The 25,450-nt window shown below is 39.2% G+C and carries 21 protein-coding genes; 13 read left to right on the forward strand and 8 right to left on the reverse strand.

What is annotated here, in order from left to right; translation table 11 throughout:
- Positions 1-994: 994 nt before the first annotated feature.
- The 7 genes from D172_RS04940 to D172_RS04970 all read left to right on the forward strand — a co-directional run bounded on the left by D172_RS04940 (position 995) and on the right by D172_RS04970 (position 8,562).
- On the forward strand, positions 995-1,414 hold the full coding sequence (locus tag D172_RS04940; protein WP_007376138.1) for a hypothetical protein: 420 nt from the start codon (positions 995-997) through the stop codon (positions 1,412-1,414).
- A 319-nt stretch (positions 1,415-1,733) separates the two neighbouring features.
- The gene (gene cyoA / locus D172_RS04945; protein ID WP_007376139.1) at positions 1,734-2,693 is read left to right on the forward strand and encodes a ubiquinol oxidase subunit II; all 960 of its coding nucleotides are present in this window, start codon (positions 1,734-1,736) and stop codon (positions 2,691-2,693) included.
- Positions 2,694-2,695: 2 nt separating this feature from the next.
- Positions 2,696-4,684, forward strand: coding sequence for a cytochrome o ubiquinol oxidase subunit I (gene cyoB, locus D172_RS04950; RefSeq protein ID WP_007376140.1), 1,989 nt, complete (start codon positions 2,696-2,698; stop codon positions 4,682-4,684).
- Entirely contained in the window at positions 4,681-5,307 is a 627-nt protein-coding gene (cyoC, locus tag D172_RS04955) for a cytochrome o ubiquinol oxidase subunit III (protein WP_007376141.1), read from the forward strand. Before cyoB ends, cyoC begins: the two co-directional genes overlap by 4 nt.
- Positions 5,307-5,663 carry a cytochrome o ubiquinol oxidase subunit IV gene (cyoD, locus tag D172_RS04960; RefSeq protein ID WP_002958101.1) on the forward strand — a complete coding sequence of 119 codons (357 nt, stop codon included), beginning with the start codon at positions 5,307-5,309 and terminating at the stop codon, positions 5,661-5,663. The genes cyoC and cyoD overlap by 1 nt, the downstream gene beginning before the upstream one ends.
- Before the next feature lie 9 nt (positions 5,664-5,672).
- Positions 5,673-6,557: a heme o synthase gene (gene cyoE, locus D172_RS04965; protein ID WP_007376142.1), complete on the forward strand. Its 885-nt coding sequence runs from the start codon at positions 5,673-5,675 to the stop codon at positions 6,555-6,557.
- A 421-nt stretch (positions 6,558-6,978) separates the two neighbouring features.
- Complete coding sequence (locus D172_RS04970) at positions 6,979-8,562, forward strand: RICIN domain-containing protein (RefSeq protein WP_007376143.1); 1,584 nt, start codon at positions 6,979-6,981, stop codon at positions 8,560-8,562.
- A gap of 206 nt (positions 8,563-8,768) precedes the next feature.
- On the opposite strand, the gene D172_RS04975 is transcribed toward D172_RS04970, so the two are convergent.
- Positions 8,769-9,359, reverse strand: a complete 591-nt coding sequence (locus tag D172_RS04975) for an FMN-binding negative transcriptional regulator (protein ID WP_007376144.1) — start codon at positions 9,357-9,359, stop codon at positions 8,769-8,771.
- A complete protein-coding gene (locus tag D172_RS04980; RefSeq protein WP_007376145.1) occupies positions 9,359-9,934 on the reverse strand; it encodes a GNAT family N-acetyltransferase in 576 nt (191 codons plus the stop codon). The genes D172_RS04975 and D172_RS04980 overlap by 1 nt, the downstream gene beginning before the upstream one ends.
- Before the next feature lie 106 nt (positions 9,935-10,040).
- Between D172_RS04980 and D172_RS04985 the strand changes: the two genes are divergently transcribed.
- Complete coding sequence (locus D172_RS04985) at positions 10,041-11,498, forward strand: PLP-dependent aminotransferase family protein (RefSeq protein ID WP_007376146.1); 1,458 nt, start codon at positions 10,041-10,043, stop codon at positions 11,496-11,498.
- Here D172_RS04985 and D172_RS04990 read toward each other — a convergent pair whose 3' ends face one another.
- Together D172_RS04990 and D172_RS04995 are read right to left on the reverse strand one after the other, a co-directional pair.
- Positions 11,499-12,167: a hypothetical protein gene (locus D172_RS04990; RefSeq protein WP_007376147.1), complete on the reverse strand. Its 669-nt coding sequence runs from the start codon at positions 12,165-12,167 to the stop codon at positions 11,499-11,501.
- 121 nt (positions 12,168-12,288) lie between these two features.
- Positions 12,289-14,253, reverse strand: a complete 1,965-nt coding sequence (locus D172_RS04995) for a phytase (protein ID WP_007376148.1) — start codon at positions 14,251-14,253, stop codon at positions 12,289-12,291.
- 579 nt (positions 14,254-14,832) lie between these two features.
- Here D172_RS04995 and D172_RS05000 point away from each other — a divergent pair.
- Positions 14,833-15,753 (forward strand): GGDEF domain-containing protein, encoded by a 921-nt coding sequence (locus D172_RS05000; protein ID WP_007376150.1) that lies wholly within the window; start codon positions 14,833-14,835, stop codon positions 15,751-15,753.
- Positions 15,737-16,738, forward strand: coding sequence for a helix-turn-helix transcriptional regulator (locus D172_RS05005; RefSeq protein WP_007376151.1), 1,002 nt, complete (start codon positions 15,737-15,739; stop codon positions 16,736-16,738). The genes D172_RS05000 and D172_RS05005 overlap by 17 nt, the downstream gene beginning before the upstream one ends.
- Position 16,739: 1 nt before the next feature.
- Here D172_RS05005 and D172_RS05010 read toward each other — a convergent pair whose 3' ends face one another.
- From D172_RS05010 to ettA, 4 genes are all read right to left on the reverse strand, one after another.
- Positions 16,740-17,243: a TlpA family protein disulfide reductase gene (locus tag D172_RS05010; protein ID WP_007376152.1), complete on the reverse strand. Its 504-nt coding sequence runs from the start codon at positions 17,241-17,243 to the stop codon at positions 16,740-16,742.
- A gap of 62 nt (positions 17,244-17,305) precedes the next feature.
- Positions 17,306-18,214 carry a histone deacetylase gene (locus tag D172_RS05015; RefSeq protein WP_007376153.1) on the reverse strand — a complete coding sequence of 303 codons (909 nt, stop codon included), beginning with the start codon at positions 18,212-18,214 and terminating at the stop codon, positions 17,306-17,308.
- A 56-nt stretch (positions 18,215-18,270) separates the two neighbouring features.
- On the reverse strand, positions 18,271-18,636 hold the full coding sequence (locus D172_RS05020; RefSeq protein ID WP_007376154.1) for a PilZ domain-containing protein: 366 nt from the start codon (positions 18,634-18,636) through the stop codon (positions 18,271-18,273).
- Positions 18,637-18,791: 155 nt separating this feature from the next.
- Positions 18,792-20,465: an energy-dependent translational throttle protein EttA gene (gene ettA, locus D172_RS05025; protein WP_007376155.1), complete on the reverse strand. Its 1,674-nt coding sequence runs from the start codon at positions 20,463-20,465 to the stop codon at positions 18,792-18,794.
- A gap of 221 nt (positions 20,466-20,686) precedes the next feature.
- Here ettA and D172_RS05030 point away from each other — a divergent pair, with 221 nt between their 5' ends.
- Genes D172_RS05030 through metH form a run of 3 tightly spaced genes read left to right on the forward strand, consistent with a single transcriptional unit; the run spans position 20,687 to position 25,337 of the window.
- Positions 20,687-21,634, forward strand: a complete 948-nt coding sequence (locus D172_RS05030; RefSeq protein WP_007376156.1) for a homoserine O-succinyltransferase — start codon at positions 20,687-20,689, stop codon at positions 21,632-21,634.
- Complete coding sequence (locus D172_RS05035) at positions 21,624-22,697, forward strand: homocysteine S-methyltransferase family protein (RefSeq protein ID WP_007376157.1); 1,074 nt, start codon at positions 21,624-21,626, stop codon at positions 22,695-22,697. Before D172_RS05030 ends, D172_RS05035 begins: the two co-directional genes overlap by 11 nt.
- A gap of 9 nt (positions 22,698-22,706) precedes the next feature.
- Positions 22,707-25,337, forward strand: a complete 2,631-nt coding sequence (gene metH / locus D172_RS05040; RefSeq protein ID WP_007376158.1) for a methionine synthase — start codon at positions 22,707-22,709, stop codon at positions 25,335-25,337.
- Positions 25,338-25,450 lie beyond the last annotated feature (113 nt).

A 25,450-nucleotide genomic window follows, 5' to 3' on the forward strand; every position in this document is an offset into this window, starting at 1 on the left:
CCTCAATATCATAGCTTCCAAAGCAATCCAATCTAAATGTATTAGACAAAGGTATATAGTTTAGTTTTTTTCACCTATTAGGTTTATTTTTCTCGTTTGTCAAATTGGAGCTAACACTCTAAAGTTTAATCATAGACACAGAGCAAGGCTCTAGTCATAAGCTGAGGCAACTTAGCCTCGCTTAAAAGAATCTTTATATTGTGTGTGAAGATGTTGTCAGTGTGAAAGGCAACTCAAGTTCGGTGGTGACTTAGCTTGAGTTGTTTTTATTCCCTACAATTGCCACGTAATGTAAACCAAAAATCTTTATATTGTGTGTGAAGATGTTGTCAGTGTGAAAGGCAACTCAAGTTCGGTGGTGACTGAATTTGGGTTGTTTTTATTTCCTTTCAATTGCCACGTAATGTAAACCAAGAATCTTTATATTGTGTGTGAAGATGTTGTCAGTGTGAAAGGCAACTCAAGTTCGGTGGTGACTGAATTTGGGTTGTTTTTATTTCCTTTCAATTGCCACGTAATGTAAACCAAGAATCTTTATATTGTGTGTGAAGATGTTGTCAGTGTGAAAGGCAACTCAAGTTCGGTGGTGACTTAGCTTGAGTTGTTTTTATTTGTGCGACACAATTATTACTCCCTCCTAAAAACCTATAATTCCATTAAATATTTCTCTTTAAATCGTTTTTCATTTAATCTAACTTAATGTTTTTTATATTGTTATTTTTTATTAACAAAATAGCTTCGAAAGCTTAACTCAAATTAATTGATTTTTAGTTGAACAGAAAATTCTCTTTGTTATACTCACGTTCGAACTTTCAGTAAGTTTTGAAAGTTTGGTTGATACGGATCAATTTTCGCTAGGTAAATATGTGCTAGCTGGATTTGATTGTATTTAGCACCTGGCTTTAGGGCTTACAACAGCAATGTTTTTTAAATTTTTCCATTGCAAACTGTATTACTCTAATTTTGTTATAGTCATTTTAGTAGGTTAATGTCTTTGAACACACTTTCGTTGCATCATACAAATACGGAACTTGCCTCTGGCGAGCCGCTGACGTGTGAACGCTTGAACAAAGCAGGCAAGGGTGTGTGTGTAGCTATAACTTTATTAGTGTTTAATACTGTAATGTTGCTAAGCGGTGCATTAGAGGATGTCTTCAAGCTTGAAGCGCTATTAAGTGATGGGTTTATTGTAGAGCCACTGTTACTTAATCTTGCGCAATTTTTAGCTCATCCGATCATATCAAGTCAGTTACTTATTGGCCTTTGTTGGTTATTCTTCCATATTTGTCCAGCGCGTCGTGCTGGCATAATCCTCCGTAAAGCAGCCTTTGCTTTTAGCGAGGCTAAAGTTCTTCAGCCTGCGATCTCTTCACATGGTTGTCGTGCTCCACCTAGCTTTACAGGTTGCCTGTAACGCTGCATCTTGTTGCTGGTTTTAATTATTTGTTCTTGCTGTAAATAATTAAGGTTAGCTAAAACAAAGTAGCTCCGTGTTTTTTTAAACACATTTCAGCCAACCACCACTCACCCAAGTTAACTTTTATTACGTTATATAAATGCGTTTAGAAAGCTGGGTTTGTTGCTAGGTCATTAATGGCATGAGCTTTAGGTTTTGAATAGCCCCCTTATTTTTATAATTTAATTCTAGTTAACTTGGGTTTTTATTGAAAAATCGTTGCTTTGGTTTTTATTTAAAGCAGCAAATTGAAACTTTAGGTTTGTAGGATACTCCCTTGTTAATTCGTAACCTTTGTAATATTGCTTTAGCTAGTACAGTGCTGGCGTTGTCAGGCTGTAAAGGCGGGATACTCGATCCAAAAGGGCAAATAGGCATTGATGAGAAAAATTTAATCATCATCGCAACCGTGCTTATGTTGCTTGTAGTCGTTCCCGTTATTGTGATGACTTTGTATTTCGCATGGAAATATAGAGACACGCAAACTCATGAAATTTATGCGCCAAAATGGGCTCATTCAAATAAAATTGAAGCCGCAGTTTGGGCTGTTCCTATTGTTATTGTGATCATTTTAGGTGTTATTACCTGGCAGTCTACCCAAGAGCTAGACCCTTACAAACCAATTGAAGGTAAAGGTAAGCATCTTACTGTTGAAGTGGTTTCATTAAATTGGAAATGGCTATTTATATATCCTGAGCAAGGTATTGCTACGGTTAATGAATTAGTGTTCCCAGCAAATGTACCTGTTGAATATAAAATAACTTCACAGAGCACAATGAATTCATTTTTTATTCCGCAATTGGGTAGTCAAATATACTCAATGGCTGGCATGGAAACCAAGCTTCACTTAATTGCAAATGAGCCAGGTACGTTTAAAGGCTTTTCAGCAAATTACAGCGGCGCAGGTTTCACTGGCATGAAATTTAATGCCATTGCTACACCTACTCAAGCAGACTTTGATAAGTGGGTGAGTGATGTGAAAGCGAATTCAAGCGCTAATAACCTGACTCATGCAAATTATGTTGAGCTTGCAAAAGCAAGTGAAAATAACCCAGTAGCATATTACGGAAAAGTTGATGACGGCTTATTTCATACCATTGTTATGAAGTATATGCAGGCGCATGGCGATATGAACAAAAAACACCATGCAATGGGCGAACATGGGCAAATGAGTAAAAAGCATCATGAAATGAATGAGCACTCAATACCTTCATCTCACAGCCAAGGCGAGGAATAATAATGTCGTTATTAGGTAATCTTTCACTCGACGCAATTCCGTTTCATGAGCCAATTCTTGTGTTCACGATGTCGGTTATTGCGATAGCTGGGCTTATTATTGCCGGGCTTATTACAAAGTATAAAAAATGGGGCGTGCTTTGGCGCGACTGGATCACGTCTGTTGATCACAAACGCTTAGGTGTAATGTATATTCTTTTAGCACTAATAATGCTGTTTCGTGGTTTTTCTGATGCAATAATGATGCGTGCGCAGTTGGCACTTGCTACTAGTGGTGCGCCAGGTTATTTACCACCAGAACACTACGACCAAATATTTACTGCCCACGGCGTAATTATGATCATATTTATGGCAATGCCATTTATGATTGGTCTGATGAACATTGTATTACCACTTCAAATTGGTGCTCGCGATGTTGCTTTTCCATTTTTAAATAATTTAAGTTTTTGGTTTACAGCCAGTGGTGCAATTTTAATTAACTTATCACTTGTGTTTGGTGAGTTTGCAAAAACAGGTTGGGTGGCTTATCCGCCGCTTTCGGAGCTGACCTTTAGCCCAGGGGTGGGGGTCGACTATTATATTTGGGCCTTGCAAATATCCGGGCTCGGTACACTACTAACAGCCGTAAACTTTTTAGCAACTGTGTTTAAAATGCGTGCACCAGGTATGACCCTAATGAAAATGCCAATTTTCACATGGACATGTACATGGGCAAACATCTTAATTGCAGCATCATTCCCAATTTTAACTGCTGTACTTGCAATGCTAACGCTTGACCGTTATCTCGACTTTCACTTCTTTACCAATGAATTGGGCGGTAACGCCATGATGTACATCAACCTGTTTTGGGCATGGGGTCATCCTGAGGTATACATATTAGTATTACCAGCGTTTGGTATTTTTTCTGAAATTATTTCGACCTTTGCAGGTAAGCGTCTATTTGGTTACAAGTCGATGGTTTACGCCAGCGGTGCAATCTCAATTTTAGGCTTTATTGTTTGGTTACATCACTTCTTTACTATGGGCTCAAGTGCTAATGTTAACGCGTTCTTTGGGGTAATGACCATGGTTATTGCCGTACCAACTGGGGTTAAGTTGTTTAACTGGTTATTTACTATTTACAGAGGTCGTTTACGTATTAGCGTACCGGTACTTTGGACACTTGGCTTTATGGTTACTTTTACAGTAGGCGGTATGACCGGTGTATTACTTGCCATTCCTGGTGCTGATTACGTACTGCATAACAGCTTATTCTTAATTGCACATTTTCATAACACCATTATTGGTGGTGCTGTATTTGGCTACCTTGCTGGTTTTGTATTTTGGTTCCCTAAAGCAATGGGCTTTAAACTTAACGAAAAATGGGGCAAAGCATCATTTTGGTGTTGGATTATCGGTTTCTTCGTTGCATTTATGCCGTTGTACGTACTTGGTTTCTTAGGTATGACACGTCGTTTAAACCACACTAACAACCCAGATTGGAACATATGGTTATACATTGCCGCAGGCGGTGCTGTAATTATTATGTTTGGTATTATTAGCCAAGTTATTCAACTATATGTGAGCTTTAGAGACCGTGAAGCGCTTGACGATACAACAGGCGATCCGTGGAACGGCCACACACTTGAGTGGGCTACAAGTTCACCTCCGCAAATTTATAACTTTGCAACAATTCCACATATTGATGATATTGATGCATGGACCGACATGAAAGAAAAAGGCCAAGCATATCAAGATAAAGCAAATTACAGCCCTATTCATATGCCTAAAAACACATCAGCTGGCGTGTTCATGGCAGCAAGCTTAACAGTATTTTGTTTTGCAATGATTTGGCATATTTGGTGGTTAGCTGTTGTTGGTCTAGTGGGCGGGATTGCCATATTTATCAAACGTTGTTACACCAGCAATGTTGATTACTATATTCAACCTGATGAAATTGCACGCACTGAAGCTGCGTATAATTCAAGTGGCATTAAGGAGTTAAAAGCGTGAGTACACTTTCTGCAAATTTAGAATCAGTATCGCATGATGATCATGCCCTCGCGCATGAACACCACGATACTTCGGGTGACACCATATTCGGCTTTTGGTTATACCTAATGACCGATTGCCTACTGTTTGCCTCGTTTTTTGCCACTTACGCTGTGTTATTTATGAACACAGCGGGTGGTGTATCGGGTAAAGATATTTTTGAACTCGACTTTGTAGCAGTAGAAACTGCAGCACTACTGATTAGTAGTATTACCTTTGGCTTTGCCATGATTGCCGCTCAAGGGCAAAAAAAGGCACTAACACTGACTTGGTTATTTGTTACGTTTTGTTTAGGTGCTGTGTTTATTGGTATGGAAGTATACGAATTTCATCACCTAATTGTGCATGGCAATGGTCCACAACAAAGTGCCTTTTTAACATCGTTTTTCTCATTAGTTGGCTTACATGGTTTACATGTAACTGCGGGTCTAATTTGGATGACCATAATGATGATTGAAGTTGCTAAACGTGGTTTAGGTAAAGCAACCGTAACGCGTTTAAGCTGCTTAAGCCTATTTTGGCACTTCTTAGACATTGTCTGGATTTGTGTATTTACCGTTGTTTATTTAATGGGAGCAATGTAATGAGCCACAGCGAAACGCATGCATTAAAGCAAACGCAAAGTGATCATCATGATGAATCTCATGGCAGTGTTAAAACTTACTTAATTGGCTTTGTACTATCGGTAATTTTAACTGCTATACCGTTTTATATGGTTATGGAAGGTGACTTCTCAAAAGCAACAACGCTTTGGAGCATTGTTACTTTAGCTATCGTACAAATTTGGGTGCATTTAAAATACTTTTTACACCTTAATTTTACCACCGAAGATGGCCGTGCAAGTACTTTCTCATTCCTATTCAGTGCTCTGATCATCGTAATGGTTGTTGGGTTATCTGTTTGGATCATTTATGAATCTAACGCAATGATGATGTACTAGGAGTTGAAGATGTTTCGTCGTTATTTATCAGTGACTAAGCCGGGTATTATTATGGGCAATTTGATCAGCGTAGCGGGCGGGTTTTTACTTGCCTCGCGCGGTGATATAGACCCATGGTTAATGATTGCCACATTAATTGGCTTGTCGCTAGTGGTTGCATCAGGTTGTGCTATCAACAATGTTATAGATAGAGACATAGATGTGGCCATGGCGCGTACTCGTACGCGAGTTACAGTAACAGGCGAAATGTCGGCCTTTGCTGCACTTAGTCACGGTATTTTATTGGGTGTTGTGGGCTTTGGTTTACTTATCGCCTACACCACTCAAGCCGCGGTATTTTTTGCAGCCTTTGGCTACGTAATTTATGTAGGGGTTTATAGCCTCTACATGAAACGTAATTCAGTATATGGCACTTTTGTAGGTAGTCTTTCTGGCGCTGTACCGCCAGTAGTTGGTTACTGCGCCGTAACAGGGCAGTTCGATATGGGCGCATTAATACTGCTAGTCATGTTTAGCTTGTGGCAAATGCCGCACTCTTACGCCATCGCTATTTTTCGCTTTAAAGATTACCAAGCGGCAGGTATTCCTGTATTACCAGTAGCGCAAGGTATCGACAAAGCAAAACGCCACATTGTGCTTTATATTGCTGTATACGCCTTAGTGGTGATGTTACTGCCAATTAGTGGATACACCGGCGTGGCCTTTATGGCTGTTGCTTGTATTACCAGCTTTTGGTGGTTGCTAATGGCACTACGTGGTTATCGTCGTAATATTGATATGAGCAGTTGGGCACGTAAAGTGTTCGCATTTTCAATTATTAATATTACAGCGTTAAGTATTGCTATGGCTGTTGACTATCATAGCGTTGCTCCACAGCTATTAACGCTTACCTAATTTAAAAATTTTTAACTATTCCAAAGTTAATCCAAAGGCTCGAAAGGGCCTTTTTTTATATTTATAGCATGTTTTTATAGGCGTAATTAGTAATAAACTTGCTAGAACTTTATTTCAATCATTTCAATTTAAGAGCAAGTATCACCTTAAGTCGATTTCAAGACCATTTTAAATAATACGACCCTCGTAGTTTGAATAAATAAAACACACGCTCGGAAGAACTCGCATTTAAGAAGAGCGTTTAAAATAGTTGGGTACAGATTGACTATTTAAACCTAACTTTAAAAAATATAACGACAGTGAATGTTAATAAAATGTTGACGTTTGGTTTTGTTGTGTAATTATGCTACCGGTGGCATTGTTTTTTTATTTTCTTGCTTTGCCTAAGTTTTCGTTTATATCAAAAAGTATGAGGAAAATTATGAAATTCTTGAATATAAAAAATGTAAGTAAAATTGCACTTTCGATGATGTTGTTAAATTTAATATCAACACAGGCAAAAGCAGAAAACTGTAAAGCTCTACCAAAAAATAATCAACGGTATCAAATTGTTAACTTTAGTTCAGATAAAGCGATTGATGTTGATAAAAAATCAAGAGAGTCTGGTGCTAATATCATCTCTTATGCAAAAAATAGCGGAACAAATCAGCAATTTATCTTTAATGATTTAGGAAATGGTTTTTGGACAATTAAAGCTTCACATAGTGACTTGTTTTTGGATGTATCAGAGCGCTCTCAAGCTAATGGTGGCAATATTATTCAGTGGGCAGCGTCTGGGCAATCAAATCAACAATGGCGATTGTTACAAGATTCTACGGGGGCATTTAGTATTCGTTCCGCTTTTAGTGATAAGGCAATTACGGTAGCGGGGAGTGATAATGGGGCAAATATTTATCAAAATGATGATTTAAATGTTAGTTCACAACGTTGGTACTTAAACCCAGTCAATGGAAGCTGCGATAGTGCGAACGATTCAAATATTGATGTAACGGGCTTTGCATCACTTCCTGGCAGTGATGGTTTAGCAACAACGACAGGAGGCGCAGGAGGGTCTTCAATAACGGTAACAAGCTGTAGTGCATTAAAATCAGCATTGGTATCGTCAAACACAACAATTATCCAAATTCCAAATAATACACACATTGATTGTCGTACCGGCGGTTCAACCGTAGCAGCATGTGCTATTGAGTGTCCTGAGTATCAGGATCCAGGAGAAATATTTTATCGTATACCTAATTCGGGGCAAAGTTGTACATCATTAGGTGGTACAACAAATACGACCGTAAACAAGGTACGTAATGATATTTCCATTAGTGTTAAATCAAATAAAACCCTAATCGGTTTAGGTGACAATGCTAAAATTATTGGCGCGACATTAGATCTAAGCAATAGCAAAAACATTATTGTTAAAAACCTCAATATTGACAATATCAATCCTCATTTGGTTGAGGGGGGAGACGGCATCAGTTTGAATAGTTCAAGCCATATAGTTATTGACCATGTTAATTTTTCTAATATTTCTGATGGTTATGTCGATATCAAAAACAGTAAAAATATTACGCTAAGTCACAATGAATTTGACGGCTATAACCCATTCGTATGTGGTAACCAGCATTGGTATACTAATGCGGTCACTGATTCAGAAGTTACATTTCATCATAACTTTTGGAATTACACTGCAGGGCGAAATCCTAAATTAGATGGCAGTAAAACACGTGCCCATTTATATAATAATTATTGGCTCGAAATTACTTATTTCGCGATTAATACGACAAATGAGGCGCAAGCACTTATTGAATCTAATTATTTTGATGATAGCAGAAGACCACATTGGAATGTGTCAGGCTATATGAAAGCGAGCAACAATGTTTACGCTGCACAGTCTGCAACTGATCCTCAAAGAGATACTGGAAATAGTGTGTTTACTGATGTGAGTATGTATATTTATCAATTGGATGATGCTTATCAAATGCCACTATTGAATGGAGAGTCTGGCCCTGAGTAATAAATGCTATTGCTAATAATTGGGTTATTTAACTATTCATTATTTAGATTAAGTTCGGGTTTAAAGGTTAATTGATATGTAAATTATAATTTTAAGTTAACCTTATTTCAGCTGAGATTACTTGAATTTTCTGAGTTTGATTTTTAATCAAGGGGCTCTTTAATGGCCCCTAACAAGAATTATTAGAGTGCGAGCAAGGCTTTTTGCTAGTTAAATAACGCTGCAATACTACCTTTATTTTCACGTGCTAAGCTGTTTTTTATAGCTGCTCTTACATCGACTGGTTTGTTTTGATTTAATTTAAAGTTTCCTTGCCAGTTAATAGGAGTAAACGTTATAAAACTAAGTTGTTGATACATAGCTTCACGGTGATTTTTTGGCACCTCATCAATACTCCACATTGGCGTAAAGCCTTGCTCAAAATAGCTCGTTAATTGCCGCATTATTTTTTCTTTCTCAATGTCGCTTTTAATAATATCTACTTTTGCGGTTACTTGTACTGATGAGTAAAGCCAGCTCGGCAGTGTTTTATTATTACTATACGAGGGAGATAGATAACAGTTATCGCCACTAAAGAGTAATTTTACTGACTGTTTATCACATTGCGTTAGCGGGTTATGTTTTGCTACGTGAGCAATAAATACATTACGTGAGAGCTCATATAATACAGGTACTTGGCATATATTATTTAAGTCACTTTGCGAGCAGGGCATTAAAATAGTTGCAAGTGGAAATTGCTTTACTAAAGCCTGCAAACGTTCAATATTATGTTCTTGAAAATGTGTGGGTGGGTACATTAAAGCTTCTCCTCTAACTGTAATTTAATACTCTGCCAATGCTCGTCAATAATGCTAAATTTTGCAGTGCTTCTGTAACTCCCATCACTAAGGAGCCTGTCTTTATAAGCTACACCTTCAAATCGGGCGCCTAGTCGAGTAATTGCATTTCGAGATTTTTGATTTTGTTCGTGAGTATTAAATGTTATTCGCACTAAATTCAACGCGTCAAAAGCATGGCTAAGCAGTAAATATTTAGTGTGAGTATTAATATAAGTTTGCTGCCAGTGATGGCTTATAAATGTATGACCAATTTCAGCACTTAAGTTATGTGCATCTAATCTAAATAGTCGTGTAGTGCCTACAACCTCTTTGCTGGCTATGTCTATTATGGCAAATACAATTTGTTCTTTTTTATTAAATTGTGCACTTGTGGTAAACCATTCCTTTAACTGTTCGGGTGTTTTTGTATAGTTGCTTAATACCCATTCCCATATTTTTGGATGTTGCCCAGCTTTATATAAGCCTTTTAAATGCTCATAATTTAATGGCTCTAGTATGACCTTATTTGTTTTATGTATCTGTTGAGTAAACATATTGCCTCTAAGCTTTGCTATTTTCGAGCAACAAATGTACGCTAATTTGGTTTGGTAAAAACAACCAGAATTGGCTTTTTAGCTATACCAGTTATAAAGGGATAACATGCAACCGCTTAATATTGAATTTAATAACTCAAACAAAGCTAAGTACTTACAAGTTGCAGATGCTCTGCGCGGTTCTATCGTAAAGGGAGATATTGCACCTGCTACAAAACTTAGTTCTGCTCGAGTTATGGCGCAAACGTATCAGTTAAATCGCCATACAATAATGAACGCATTGCAGTTACTCGTAGCCGAAGGATGGCTAGAGTCCCATGAACGCTCTGGGTATAGCGTCACTCAAACACTGCCAATTCAAAGCAGTGCTAACTGTGAGCACACGCCAGTTTTAACACCAAAACCTTATAAATTTGCTACAGAGTTAGCCGTGCCTATTCCGACAATGAATTTAAAAGACTACGTATATAATTTCGCAGGTGGACTTCCTGATTTAAATAGTTTTCCCTATAAAGAATTTAAACGCTCTATGAGCCATGTATTTAATCATTTAGACACCAGTAAACTTCATTATGGCGATATAAGTGGAGTGAGTGAGCTAAAAACTCAGATAGGCAATTATCTACATAAAACTAGAAGTTTAAAAGTATCAGACTTGCTTGTATGTAATGGCTCACAAGAAGCTTTATTTTTAATTTCAAAGGCGTTTATAAATAAAAGCGATTTTGTCGCTGCCGAAACCTTAGGTTATCCGCCAGCACGTAAAGCGTTTGCAGCTTGTGGTGCGCAATTAATAGATATAAAACAAGACGAATATGGGTTGTGTGTAGATGATTTAAAAGCGCAACTTAAACGATATCCAATAAAAATGTTGTACTTAACGCCGCTGCATCAATATCCAACCACCGTTACGCTTTCGCCCACACGGCGCATGCAAATTTATCAATTATGTTATGAGTATGGCGTAATGATTATAGAGGATGATTACGATCACGAATTTCACTATCGCTGTCAGCCATTACAACCTATGGCTGGGAACGATCCCGCTGGGATTATTATTTACTTATCTACATTTTCTAAAATTATGTTCTCAGGCGCTAGAATTGGCTACATTTGCGCAGCCCCTGAAGTATTAACACAGTTAATCGCATGGAAGCAGTTAGTAAATCATAAAAATGATGTTGTTATGCAGTTAGCTGTAGCGCATTTTATGCAAGAGGGCGGGTTTGAACGCCACTTAAAACGCATGACTAAGCACTATAAACAACGTTATGAAGCAATGGGCAATACGTTAACGTTACTGCAATCACAGGGTTTACCAATAGAGTATAAAAAGCCTGATGGCGGCATGGCAATGTGGGTTAACTTAAATAAAAATACGAGTAATATAAAACAAGCAATGCAAAGTAAAGGCGTGTATTTACAAGCAGAATTTGAATTTTATTTTGCTAATTCAGTAAGAAGTTTAATGCCCGAGCAACCTAGCCATGTTCGTTTAGGTTTTGCAGGGCAATCAATCGATGCTATGCAGCAGGGGCTTAAGCTTATAACTGATTATAAGTAACTATTTTTTAAAATCATTTGCATTGTAGTAAAGTGGTTTGAGTGTCCCGCAATTAACAAATTTATAGGTAAGCTCATTTACAGGTGGAACTCGTTTTGAGGTGCGGAACTTTTGCATACACGCATTAACTAAATCGACAAAAATAAGATGGTTATAGCTCGGCGCTTGTTGAATTTTATGAATATAAATACGCTCAGTGCCGCCTAGGTTAATTATGTCGTAGTCTTGCCATTGTGATGATTCACTTAACCCCTTTAGTTCTCTGGCATACAACTGTTTACCTAGTACAAGTTCTTTTTGTGAGTAAATTAAACTACCACCTTGTTGGTAATCGCCTTCAAAAATATCGGCAATAATCGTAATTTCTTCACCACGCATTAAATGTTGAATATTAAATGCTTGTGGTTTTACGGTGATTAATTCAGCATTTCTGACAAAGCCTAAAAACGCCACATCGGGGTTACCTATTTTATAAACAACTTGTACATCATGAGGTGAATTATAGGTAGGCAAATTCATCGCGATGATAGACGAGCCTTTATTAACTAACACCATTGGATGTTTAGCTTTATAAGCAGGATCGACAGGGGGGAGTTCTACTTTTTTCTCTTCTTCCGCTGTTACAAAGCCACTTATAGTAATTAGTAATAAAGTAAGTAGTAGGCGCATAATAATCTCAATTAATTTATGAGTTTAAATTGTAGTATAAAAATGTATGTAATATTTATCTAATTACAAGATCAATTTAAAGGCTCAAGTGAGCCTTTATAAAATGATTAGGTAGCGCGTATTATCTGATGGCTTTTTTAACTTCTCGCCAATCAATTATTTTAAAGTTTTGTGGTTGCTGCGGCATTCGATTATAACCATCTTGTACTATTAAAATACCCTCAGGGTAACCTGGTAAAGGTTTTGCTGTAACAGTTAGTCCATCGGTTTCTGATGTGCCATCAATACCTGAGTTTAAATCAGCAATAACGCTAAATTTACCACTAAATTTGAGTGATGGCACTTCAGTGTTTTGAGTTATATTACCTATTTCGTATAACACATAGCTATTATCGCCTTGACTTGAAACAACTAAATAACGTGCGTTATCTGCATGATAAATTTCCATCCCTTCTACATCATCAACTAATTGCTTATTAATGTGTTGTAGCATGATAGGTGTTGTTCCGGTGCTTGGCTCAGCACCTATATACCAAATACCGGCATCTTCTTCGCCTACAAATAATTGTCCTAGTTCATCATCTGCACTACAGCCTTCTGGCTGGCTTGGAAGGTTAAACTCGCGAACAAGTTTGCCTGTTATTTTTTCGTTATTCTCACTGATTTTATATTGCTGATACAGCCCCGATTTATCATTTACAAAAACATAGTTCCCCGTATTTGACGAGTACATACATAAGCCATAAATTTCATCAAGATTGGTAGGAATATCAGCAATGTACTTCACATTATTATTAGCTTGTACTGTAAATACACTAATACCGTTAAGTGTTCGATTACTGGCTGTTATTAATGTATTGGTACTGTTTTTAATGGTGCTATTTTGTCGTAGGTCCACGTTATTTAAACGACCAACTTCAAGTGACTGTTCAAGCTTGCCATTTAGGCTATATACCATTAGTCCACGACGTTTATCAGTGCCTAAAATAAGGCTGTTTTCAGCATCACTAGGGTTTACCCAAATAGCAGGATCGTCGGCGGCATCACCAAATGCGTTTACAGGTGTAGTTTGTGCATTTGCATGTATTTGCGTTATGTTTTGCCTATTTTTTTGAACCGCTATTTTTTTCACGGATAGTTGGCTTTGCATATAAGCCCCAGTCGTATCATTATAAATAACCGCAGTCGCTGTATTATTACTGGTGTACTTGATAGCGGCTGATTCAGGGTTTAAATTAGTATTTAACCTCCAGTGTTTTAATTTATTACTAATTGGGTTATAAGCATATAGGAGGCTATTTTCAGTGCTTGTAAACCATATCATGCCATCACTTGAGGCAAAGAGAGCGCCAAGTTCATTTTTTAGTTCGCCAAAGGGTGCAACAAGCGCAATTGGTTTTTTATCAGCTTGCGATTCAGCATTTGCATTTATAGCCCAAATCCCCACGTTGGATTCGCTAATAAACAACGTGCTTGTAATATCACTTACAGCACAACCCGCAGCTTCACTTACGCCAGGGAATTCTCGTATACTGACATTGACGGGCTGATTTTTAGCTGTATCAAAAATAGCCGTTTCGGTAATTAAGCCGCGAACATCGGCTATAAATGCAGTAACTGTCTGCGTGATATTATTAGCAAATAAACAAACTGTGTCGGGCTGAGCCTGTGGTGATATGATTCGGGTTAGCTCAGATAACTGCCATGTTTTATTTACATGTTGAAGTTTAAAAATAGCTACATTGTCTTGGTTGTTATCAATACTCGCCACTAAAAAAGCGTTGCTTGATAAAGCCCTAACTGAAAGAGATTCAAAATTTCCGGGCGCAATTATTTGGTTTGTATCTGTTTGGCTATTTACAAGTACTAGCCCTTTGCTTTCACTTGCTAATAACCAATTATTATTGCTTAGCCACGCGCCTTGTGAGCCTTGCATATTTTGATTTGGACCAAGCTCTACAGTGCTAACTATTTGCTTCTCAATGCTTATATTCTCACTTACAGCACCGTTACTACAGGCGGTTATGGCACTAATCATTAAACAGCTAGCAAGTAAGCTAAGTGTTTTATTTAATCTAAAATTCATAATGGTTCCTTTACTGAACACAGCGTTATATTTTCTCAGTCTCTTCTAAAAAATCATGAAGCGAGTGTTGTAATAAATAGCTTTTCTTTATTAAAAATCATGCTTTATAGATTTTGGGCCAGCTGACCTTTTTGATTGAAATTTATTCTATCTATGGTCTATTTAATCGCGGTGCGAGGCTTGTAACCTAGAAGGTTTAGTAAAAGCTGAGCAAAGCTGCTTCGCCCCTAGTCTAAATCCGTCTTTCAAGTTGCTTCTGATTCTAATATAGAAATATCTAATTTATTGTTAACGTTAAAATCTGCATTGATTTTTGGCATGACGAGCAAACTAAAGTTATTTTATGACGTAAATGTGACAGGTGTTACTTTAAACATATACTGTGAGCTGTGTTTTACTGTTATGAAAGGCTTTATGAGCTACTAGCACTCCTTATAAAGTGAGGTTTTTTGTGTGGTGTAAGATGGTTTTGAAAATGGTGATCATCTTGCTGTCATATAGTTGAGCTAATATGACCCTGCTGGCAAATATAGATATGAGTTAGCATAAAAATAGACTCTACAAAGAGAAGATTAATTAATGCGATTTAACCCATTTACCAGCCACCGATTATTAGTTAATTGTATTATTGCGATGTTTTTTAGTGCCTGCTTTTTAAGCGCTTACCTAGGTGTACTTAAAACGTATGCTGATATTCAATGGCTAGATATTATGGGCGAGGGCGGTATTGTACTCATGGCTCTGGTGTGGATCACGGTGTTATTAATTTCAAGGCCCCCCAGTAAAGTAACAACTTATTTAGTGATTGGCGTAGGGTTGTTTATGTTCTCAGCTACTTTAGATTTACTCGATGAGTGGTTAATGCACCCAGCACACAAATGGCTAAGTTGGATTGAGTCATTACCAGCCCCTGTAGGCATGCTACTAACTAGCTTGGGGTTGTATTATTGGCATCAAGAGCAATATGTATTAAATCGCCAATTACGCCGCCGTGAAGCTAACTTGCGTGAACACAGTAAAGTTTGTTCTGTAACAGGGCTTTATAAAGCGCAGTACTTAGATTTAGCCATAAAAAATCAGCTTTTAAGCACACAGCCTTTGTGGCTCGGTGCTATTGATATACGCGACTTCTCGCATTTTAATAGCGAATTTGGTTTTAAAGAAGGCGATAGGTTACTGCGTGAGGTGAGCGAGTTATTGCTAATGAACTGCCGGCTAAGTGATGTTGTGTGCAGGTATGCAGGAGACTGCTTTATGGTGTTAATGCCAGAAACCACAGAACAACAAGCAAAAGAGCTTATGATGCAAATTAAAGGGGCATTGAGATATTGCGCATTTAAAGTGGAAGGCTCAAAAAAAGCAAAGTTTCAGCATGTAACAACTGCTCTAATTCAAGGTAATGAACGTAATTATACAGGTACATTAACAAGCCAATTGCATAGCCAGTTACAACAAAAAAAGCACCAACAAAAAGTAGCGCAACGTGCACACCTTTGTTAATCAAGATGATAAGTTTGTAAGTGCACAAGGACTTATAATTGCGATTGTTGAATTAACACAAAGTCGAGGTATTGAACTTCATAAACTATTGCGTGGTACGGGAATATTTGAGCAAGATTTATTTAACTTTCAACATGCGTTTAGTTTATCTCAGCAGGTGCGTTTACTAGCACAATTTAAACTGTTAATGAAAAGTACCGACAGTGGCTTTTTACTTGGTAGCCAGCTAATAAATGATACGCGAGTTGAAGTACAAGCGCTTATGTACAGTGCTGATTTAGGGCAAGTACTAAAGCAATTAGCGCATTTAAGAATGCAGTTAGCGCCTTTATTATTTAGCCAAACATACATTAAAAGCGGGCAATATTATATTTATTTACAACCTGCTCATGGACTCAATGAAGAGCTGCACCACTACGTATTAGAAATATACAGCACCGCTTTTTATAGTTTACTCAAACGAGTAAGCGAAAGTTACCCGCATTGTCAGTTTGACTTTGCTTTTAAGCGCCCTCGGCATATTCAAGAGTACGAACAAAATTTAGGGCTAAAGATAAGTTTTGATAGGCCATGTACTCGCTGGGTATTAAATAAAGCCATGTTAAGGGCTAAGAACCCGTGCGCTAGTCAATTACGATTTATGCAAGCGCAGTCTCAATTACATAATAAAAATTTAGTTAGCATGACTTTTATTGAAGCTGTTTGTAGGTATTTATACTCTCACCCAAGTGCTAATTTAGAGTGTACCGCAAAGCACTTTGCTATGAGTTCAGCTACATTTAAACGAAAACTGAAAATTAACGGAGTAGGCTTTTCAGCGCTAATTGACGAGCAAAACAAACACAAAGCAATTTACCTACTTACCTTACGTGCTAAATGTAATGAACAAGTTGCTGAGCGTCTAGCATTTTATGACATCCCAAATTTTCGGCGTGCTTTTAAGCGTTGGACAGGTTTAACGCCAAGTCAGCTAAAAACGCAGTAAATTACTCTGTTTTTAGTTCCATAGAGTGAAGTAACGTACGTGCATTTAAATGCAAGTTTGCATCTTCTGAATTTGAGGTGTTAGTGAGCCAAATCACATCGCCCTGTTTATTAATAAATAATGTATTAGGCGTACCTCTGATCCCTAACTTTTTAGCTATCGCATCAGCCTTTATTGCTGTTTTAAAAGTATAACCTCTGTCGCTAAGAGCTTTGGCGGGAGCAGCATCTTCATCTTCTTTAAAACTAACTGCAATGACCTTTAAGCCCATATCATCAATTTTTTGAAGTGCCGGTTGCAGCTTTTTACAGTATGGGCACCAAGTGGCCCAAAAATGTAAAATATAAGGCTGGCCTAGTAAATCGTGGGTATTAATTATAGAACCGTCGGCCATTTGTAAATTTAATGTAGGTAATTTAGGGTGGATGGTATTTGTTATTTCCTGTTGCGCATGTGCTGTAAAGCTTAACAAAATGAGTGTGATGGCGATAAATAACTGTTTCATAGTATTTTCGTTTTTATTGTATGTATTAAATAAGAACGAGAATTTAACATTTTTATTTCACACTAAAAGCGAGCGGCTTGCTCAACAACAATAGCGTGGCGTTTAGCAAGGCGAAGATGGTCTTTATCATAACCTCCACCTATTACTGTAGCAACGGGTGTGTTGTGTTCAAGGCAGCGTTTTAACACTAAATGGTCGCGTTTAATTATACCATCCCAGCTAATGTCTAATTTACCCAAACCATCGCCTTGCCAAATATCAACGCCAGCATCGTAAAGTACCAAGCTCGGATTTAACTCTTTGAGTAAGTAACTTAAGGTTTCATCCACTATAGCGAGGTATTCGTCGTCTTTCATATTGTCGGTTAAGCCAATGTCTAAATCGCTAGCAGATTTTCTAAACGGAAAATTTTTTTCACAATGTATAGAGCAGGTATAAGCGTATGCCTGATGCTGTAACATGGCCGCAGTGCCATCACCTTGGTGCACGTCTAAATCAAAAATAAGTACGTTAGTTACTTCACCCGATTCAATTAAAGTTTGCGTGGTAAAGGCAAGGTCGTTAACCATGCAGTAGCCTGAGCCAAAATCGGTATGTGCGTGGTGTGTCCCACCAGCAAGGTGACATGCTATGCCATGTTTTAGCGCTAAACGAGCCGTTTGTAATGTGCCTTGAGGGGCTGTAAATGTGCGCGCCATGAGCTTTTTTGACCAAGGTAGGCCAATGCGGCGCATGGCTTTTTCATCTAAGCGGTTGTTCCACAAATCGTGTATGTAATTTTCGCAGTGTATTAGCTCAAGTGGTGCTGGCGTGCCTAATATTGGCTCAACTAGGTTATCGCCAATCAAACCAAGCTCTTCAACATGCTGATATAAATGTGCAAACTTACTCATTGCAAAACGATGCTTTGGATCAAAGCTAAACGAATAGTTAGGATGATACACCAAAGGTAAATGTGGATTTAAAGTCATGTATTCACACGTTGAAAAATTTGCCCTATGGTAATCAACTAATCTAAATGAGTCTATTATTGTGCGTCGTGAATCAGCATAGTGAGTTCGCGATGCAGCAGCTCGTCATCGGCTAAATTTAATTCAATTAATCGCTTTAGATAAGTAATGCTATCTATATCAATATGACGGCACTTTAAACCGATGTGATCTGCTTCTATATGACACACAACTACTTCCATTTTTATTTCTATGTCGCTTTGAGGGAGTGTAAAACGCAGTATTGCATCGTTATTGGTGCAGCCTGTCATAGCATCGCATTTGTTAATCAATGCGCCATGTAGAGATATATCAAGCAATTTACATGGGTATTGATGATCATTAAAAATTACCTGTGCATCGGTTGAAAATAATACACGAGAAAACTGACGACGATTTTGCATATCCTAATTTAGCCTTATTGTTTTTATAATAAATTAATCATAGCGGGTAATTCTCTACATGCTAGAAAATAAGTGCTTAGAATGCTGGTGGCATAAAAAAGCCCCGCATAAATGCAGGGCTTAGTGTTACTGTAATAAGTCAGCTACAGTGAAGATTAGCCAATTTTTTTGTACTTAATACGTTTAGGTTGAGCTGCTGCCGCACCGAGTGTCTTTTTAAGCCACTCTTCGTATTCAGTATAGTTACCATCAAAGAAGTTAATTACACCTTCGTCGCGGTAATCTAAAATGTGCGTTGCAATACGGTCAAGGAACCAACGGTCATGCGAGATACACATTACACAACCAGGGAACTCTAAAATAGCATTCTCAAGTGCACGTAGGGTTTCAACGTCCAAATCATTGGTTGGCTCATCCAGAAGTAACACATTGCCGCCCGCTTTTAATAACTTAGCAAGATGCAAGCGGTTACGCTCACCACCAGATAGGTCTTTAACAAACTTTTGCTGATCGTTACCTTTAAAGTTAAAGCGACTTACATACGCTCGGCTTGGGAACTCAAAGTTACCAATTTTTAGTACGTCTTGACCGTCTGATATTTCTTGGAAAACAGTTTTGCTTTCATCCATACCGTCACGGAACTGATCAACAGTAGCTAGGTGTACTGTTTCACCAACGCTGATACTACCGCTGTCTTGTTCTTGCTCACCGCTTATCATTTTAAACAGCGTTGATTTACCCGCGCCATTCGCGCCAATAATGCCCACAATGGCACCTTTTGGCATGCTAAAGCTTAAATCGTCAATTAAAACGCGATCGCCAAAACTCTTACGAAGATTAGTTACTTCAAGCACTTGGTCGCCTAAACGTGGGCCAGGTGGAATAAACATTTCGTTAGTTTCGTTACGCTTTTGGTAATCAGACTGCTGCATTTCAGTAAACTGAGCCATACGTGCTTTTGACTTAGCTTGACGACCTTTAGGGTTTGAACGAACCCATTCAAGTTCTTGCGCAATTGATTTTTGACGTGCTTTTTCAGATTTTTGTTCTTGCTGTAAGCGCGCATCTTTTTGTTCAAGCCAAGAAGAGTAATTACCTTCCCATGGAATACCTTCACCACGGTCAAGCTCTAATATCCAGCCAGCTACATTATCAAGGAAGTAACGGTCATGCGTTACTGCCACAACAGTGCCTTCGTAATCGTGTAAGAAGCGCTCTAACCATGCAACCGACTCAGCATCCAAGTGGTTAGTTGGTTCATCGAGAATAAGCATGTCTGGTTTTTCAAGTAATAATCGACATATAGCAACACGACGACGCTCACCACCTGAAAGGTGCTCAATTTTAGCATCCCATTCTGGTAGGCGAAGTGCATCAGCAGCACGCTCTAAAACGTTATCAATGTTGTGACCATCGTGCGCCTGAATAACCGCTTCAAGCTCGCCTTGCTCTTTTGCAAGTGCATCAAAGTCAGCACCTTCCATTGCGTACTCGTTGTATACTTCGTCAAGACGGCTAAGTGCATGTTTAACTTCGCCAACGGCTTCTTCGACAATTTCGCGCACTGTTTTGCTTTCGTCCAGTACTGGCTCTTGCGGTAAATAACCAATTTTTGTACCAGGCTGAGGATGTGCTTCACCTTCAAAATCTTGGTCAACACCGGCCATAATGCGTAGTAACGTAGATTTACCAGAACCGTTTAAACCAAGCACACCAATTTTAGCGCCAGGGAAAAAGTGCAACGAAATATCTTTTAAGATAGTGCGCTTAGGTGGCACAACCTTAGATACTCGACTCATCGAGAATATAAATTTATCAGGTAAAACCATGAAAGGAGCCTTCAAATAATAATAAAATTTTCAATGTTGTATTGTAGTGGCTGACAGGTGAAACAGTCAACGAATGGCGGGTTTTAAAGCACTAAAGCATGCTTGTAAGTAAAGTATAAAATCATGAATAAATTTCATTTAGACATCTATACATCTAGAGGTTGATATTTTTTACTTTCAGTTCATAATTAAGCTTCGGTTTTTATGAGCAGGAGTAAAGTATGCCAATTACAGTAAAAGACGAGTTGCCGGCAATTGCACGTTTACGTCAAGAAAACGTATTTGTAATGCCAAAAACACGTGCAAAAACGCAAGAAATACGCCCAATGCGTTTGGCTATTTTAAACTTAATGCCTAATAAAGTAGAAACCGAAGTTCAGTTTATTCGCTTGCTTGCCAACTCGCCTTTGCAAGTAAACGTAGAACTACTGCGCCTCGACACTCACCGCAGTAGCAGTAATTCAGAAGAGCACCTTGATACCTTTTATCGTTATTTTTCTGAGGTTAAAGACAACAATTACGATGCATTAATAGTAACCGGTGCGCCACTTGCGCATTTAGAATACGACGATGTAGCGTATTGGGATGAGCTAAAAGTCATTATTGATTGGGCTGAGCAACACGTTACCTCTACGTTGTTTTCGTGTTGGGCAGCGCATGCAGCGTTATATCACCGTTACAATTTAAAACGTGATTTAAAAGACGATAAACTGTGTGGCGTATTTACTCACCAGTGTTATTTTGATCACGGTGCACTGACTCGTGGATTCGACGATACCTTTTTGGTACCGCACTCACGCTACGGCCATATTGATATAAATAAGATAAACGCCTGCGACGAGCTAGTTGTACTGGCAGGTTCTGAGCGAGTAGGGGCTTACTTACTTAAAAATAAATCAGGTAGCCAAGTGTTTATAACCGGCCACCCAGAGTACGACGCCGACTCGCTAAAAGCAGAATACGAGCGTGATTGTAAAAAAAGCCCTAATGCACCAAAGCCCGAAAATTACTTTCCGGATGACGATGCAACCAAACAACCTTCAAAAACGTGGCAAAGCCATGCTTTTTTACTTTTTTCGAACTGGTTAAATTACTACGTGTACCAAACCACACCGTATGATATTAATTTAGTTAGCCAAGACGTGAGGACTAACAACTATGCCGAATAACGCTCCTACAAATAATAAGCAAGCCGAAATAAGCGCTGCATTAAAAGAACGCATTTTAATTTTAGATGGCGCTATGGGCACCATGATCCAAGATCATAAGCTAGAAGAAGAAGACTATCGCGGAGAGCGTTTTAAAGACTGGCATGTATTAATTAAAGGCAATAACGATTTATTAAGCCTAACTAAGCCCGACTTAATCACTGATATTCATCGTGGTTTTTTATCAGCGGGCGCCGATATTATTGAAACCAACACGTTTAACTCGACCACTATTTCGATGGAAGATTACGACATGGCAAACCTAAGTCGTGAAATAAACGTAGAGTCGGCTAAATTAGCACGCGCAATTTGCGATGAATTTACGGCTAAAACGCCAGAAAAACCACGCTATGTAGCGGGTGTTTTAGGGCCGACATCTAAAACGTGTTCAATTTCGCCAGACGTAAACGATCCGGGTTACCGAAATGTCACCTTTGATAAGCTAGTTACTGCGTATGTAGAGTCTACCCTTGCATTAATGGAAGGCGGCGCCGATTTAATACTAATCGAAACTATATTCGACACCCTTAACGCAAAAGCCGCCTCGTTTGGCGTAGAAGAAGCCTTTGAGCAAGCAGGGCGCACATTACCAGTGATGATCTCGGGCACTATTACTGACGCTTCTGGCCGTACGCTTTCTGGGCAAACAACCGAAGCATTTTATAACTCTATTCGCCATATTAAGCCTATTTCGATTGGTTTAAACTGCGCGCTTGGCCCTGATTTACTGCGCCAATACGTAGAAGAGCTTTCGCGCGTGTGCGAAACCTTTACATCGGTACACCCTAATGCGGGCTTGCCTAATGAGTTTGGTGAATACGACTTAGAAGCGCCTGAAATGGCAGCCGAAATTATCGATTGGGGTAAATCGGGCTTTATTAATATAGTAGGTGGATGTTGTGGCACCACGCCTGCGCATATTCGTGCTTTTGCAAAAGGTTTAGCGGGCGTTAAACCACGCCAACTACCCGAGCTTGAAGTACGTATGCGTTTATCAGGCCTTGAAGCCTGTAACTTAAATTAAGGAGCCAGCATGACCCAACAAATAGCAGTATTTACCAATGTCGGCGAACGTACCAATGTAACCGGTTCTGCCATGTTTAAACGTTTAATCATGGAAGAAGACTTTGAAGCTGCGCTAACAGTGGCCCGCGAACAAGTAGAAAATGGCGCACAGGTTATTGATATAAACATGGACGAAGCCATGTTGGACTCAAAAGCCGCTATGGTTAAGTTTTTAAACTTAATAGCCTCAGAGCCTGATATTTCACGCGTACCCATTATGGTCGACTCCTCTAAATGGGAAGTAATAGAAGCAGGCCTAAAGTGTATTCAAGGTAAGGCCATTGTTAACTCTATATCGCTAAAAGAGGGCGAAGAGCCGTTTATTCGTCAAGCTAAAATAATAAAACGTTTTGGTGCAGCTGCCGTTGTAATGGCGTTTGATACTGACGGGCAAGCTGATACAGCAGACCGTAAATATGAAATATGTGCCCGCAGCTATAAAATATTGGTAGAAGACATTGGTTTTCCACCAGAAGATATTATATTCGATCCTAATATATTTGCCGTAGCCACCGGTATAGAAGAGCACGATAACTACGCAGTAGAATTTATTGAAGGCACACGCCGTATTAAGCAAAACTTACCGCACTGTAAAGTGTCGGGCGGGGTGTCAAATGTATCGTTTTCATTTAGAGGTAATAACCCAGTACGTGAAGCTATTCACTCGGTATTTTTATACCACGCCATAAAAGCGGGTATGGATATGGGGATTGTAAATGCAGGGCAACTCGCCGTTTACGACGACATACCAGAGGAGCTTCGTAAAGCCGTTGAAGACGTAATACTTAACACAGACCCAGGTGCAGGCGAGCGTTTAGTAGAGCTTGCACCAAAATACTCTGGTATGGCACAAGCCGAGCGAGTAGAAGATTTAGAATGGCGCACATGGCCTGTAGAAAAACGCCTTGAGCACGCGCTTGTAAAAGGCATTACTACCTTTATAGATGAAGACACAGAAGAATGCCGCGCTGCTGCCGATAAACCTATTCACGTAATTGAAGGGCCGTTAATGGATGGCATGAACGTGGTAGGTGATTTATTTGGCGCAGGTAAAATGTTTTTACCACAAGTGGTTAAATCGGCGCGCGTAATGAAACGAGCCGTGGCTTACCTAGACCCATTTATTGAAGCCGAAAAAGAAGAAGGTTCAACCAATGGTAAAATAGTGATGGCGACCGTAAAAGGCGACGTACACGACATAGGTAAAAATATTGTAGGCGTGGTACTACAGTGTAATAACTACGAAGTTATTGATTTAGGCGTAATGGTACCTGCCGATAAAATACTGCAAACCGCCATCGACGAAAAAGCCGATATTATTGGTTTATCGGGCTTAATTACCCCATCGCTTGACGAAATGGTACACGTAGCAAAAGAAATGAAACGCCGTGGTTTTGAACTGCCGCTACTTATTGGTGGTGCAACCACCTCTAAAGCGCACACCGCAGTAAAAATTGAGCCGCAATATGACAAAGGCGTTGTGTATGTAAATAACGCAAGCCGTGCAGTTGGTGTGGTTTCAAACTTATTATCAAAAGACATTAAACCTGACTTTTTAGCTAAAACTAAAGCTGAATATGTAAAAGTACGCGAGCAACAAGCGCGTAAAAAACCACGCTCTAAGCCTGTTACAATCCAGCGCGCACGCGATAACGCAGCAAAGCTTGATTGGGATAACTACACACCACCAGTGCCTAAAAAGCTGGGCGTGACCGAGTTTAAAAATGTATCAATCGCGACTTTGCGTAAATACATAGATTGGACGCCATACTTTATGACGTGGTCAATCGCTGGTAAATACCCGCGCATAATGGATGATGAAGTCGTTGGTGAGCAAGCACGTAGTTTATTTAAAGACGCTAACGACATGCTCGACGACCTTGAAAAAGCAGGCAGTTTACAGCCTTTAGGTGTAATTGGTTTATTCCCTGCAAACCGCGTGGGCGATGACATAGAAATTTACACCGACGAAACCCGTAAAGAACTGTTAAACACCTCGTGCCATTTACGCCAGCAAACCGAAAAAACCGACTTTGCTAACTATTGCTTGGCCGACTACATTGCGCCAAAAGGCACACCTGATTACTTTGGCGCGTTTGCCGTAACAGGCGGCTTAGAAGAAGACGACTTAGCCGACGCGTTCGATGCACAGCAAGATGATTACAACAAAATAATGGTTAAAGCGGTTGCCGACAGACTCGCCGAAGCGTTTGCCGAATACCTACACGAAAAAGTACGTAAAGAGTATTGGGGTTTTGCACCAGACGAAAACCTAGCAAACGATGAGCTAATTCGCGAAAACTACCAAGGTATTCGCCCAGCGCCAGGTTACCCAGCGTGCCCAGAGCACACCGAGAAAAAGAAAATTTGGCAGTTACTCGATACCGAAAAACGCATTGGCATGCAGCTAACTAGCTCATACGCCATGTGGCCAGGAGCTGCTGTTTCGGGCTGGTATTTCTCACACCCAGAGGCAAAATACTACGCAGTAGCAGCTATTCAAAAGGATCAGGTAGAAGACTACGCCAAGCGAACTAATATGACGCTCGCAGAGGCAGAAAGATGGCTATCGCCTAATTTGGGGTATGATCCGGAGTAAGAATAACAGTTGGTTTTTAGCTATTAATTAAAAAAAAAACGAGCCAAATTAGGCTCGTTTTTATTTTGTATCTTTATATTTGTTATGACAATAAATATCGATAACTCAGTTGT

Source organism: Pseudoalteromonas sp. Bsw20308 (genome assembly GCF_000310105.2).
Taxonomy (GTDB): Bacteria; Pseudomonadota; Gammaproteobacteria; order Enterobacterales; family Alteromonadaceae; genus Pseudoalteromonas; species Pseudoalteromonas fuliginea.

What these genes read in the sequence shown, in the direction of transcription:
- cyoB (WP_007376140.1), top strand. Translation starts at nt 2,696, where the DNA reads ATGTCGTTATTAGGTAATCTTTCACTCGACGCAATTCCGTTTCATGAG.
- cyoD (WP_002958101.1), top strand. Translation starts at nt 5,307, where the DNA reads ATGAGCCACAGCGAAACGCATGCATTAAAGCAAACGCAAAGTGATCAT.
- cyoE (WP_007376142.1), top strand. Translation starts at nt 5,673, where the DNA reads ATGTTTCGTCGTTATTTATCAGTGACTAAGCCGGGTATTATTATGGGC.
- D172_RS04970 (WP_007376143.1), top strand. Translation starts at nt 6,979, where the DNA reads ATGAAATTCTTGAATATAAAAAATGTAAGTAAAATTGCACTTTCGATG.
- D172_RS04975 (WP_007376144.1), bottom strand. Translation starts at nt 9,359, where the DNA reads ATGTACCCACCCACACATTTTCAAGAACATAATATTGAACGTTTGCAG.
- D172_RS04980 (WP_007376145.1), bottom strand. Translation starts at nt 9,934, where the DNA reads ATGTTTACTCAACAGATACATAAAACAAATAAGGTCATACTAGAGCCA.
- D172_RS04985 (WP_007376146.1), top strand. Translation starts at nt 10,041, where the DNA reads ATGCAACCGCTTAATATTGAATTTAATAACTCAAACAAAGCTAAGTAC.
- D172_RS04990 (WP_007376147.1), bottom strand. Translation starts at nt 12,167, where the DNA reads ATGCGCCTACTACTTACTTTATTACTAATTACTATAAGTGGCTTTGTA.
- D172_RS04995 (WP_007376148.1), bottom strand. Translation starts at nt 14,253, where the DNA reads ATGAATTTTAGATTAAATAAAACACTTAGCTTACTTGCTAGCTGTTTA.
- D172_RS05000 (WP_007376150.1), top strand. Translation starts at nt 14,833, where the DNA reads ATGCGATTTAACCCATTTACCAGCCACCGATTATTAGTTAATTGTATT.
- D172_RS05010 (WP_007376152.1), bottom strand. Translation starts at nt 17,243, where the DNA reads ATGAAACAGTTATTTATCGCCATCACACTCATTTTGTTAAGCTTTACA.
- D172_RS05015 (WP_007376153.1), bottom strand. Translation starts at nt 18,214, where the DNA reads ATGACTTTAAATCCACATTTACCTTTGGTGTATCATCCTAACTATTCG.
- D172_RS05020 (WP_007376154.1), bottom strand. Translation starts at nt 18,636, where the DNA reads ATGCAAAATCGTCGTCAGTTTTCTCGTGTATTATTTTCAACCGATGCA.
- ettA (WP_007376155.1), bottom strand. Translation starts at nt 20,465, where the DNA reads ATGGTTTTACCTGATAAATTTATATTCTCGATGAGTCGAGTATCTAAG.
- D172_RS05030 (WP_007376156.1), top strand. Translation starts at nt 20,687, where the DNA reads ATGCCAATTACAGTAAAAGACGAGTTGCCGGCAATTGCACGTTTACGT.
- D172_RS05035 (WP_007376157.1), top strand. Translation starts at nt 21,624, where the DNA reads ATGCCGAATAACGCTCCTACAAATAATAAGCAAGCCGAAATAAGCGCT.
- metH (WP_007376158.1), top strand. Translation starts at nt 22,707, where the DNA reads ATGACCCAACAAATAGCAGTATTTACCAATGTCGGCGAACGTACCAAT.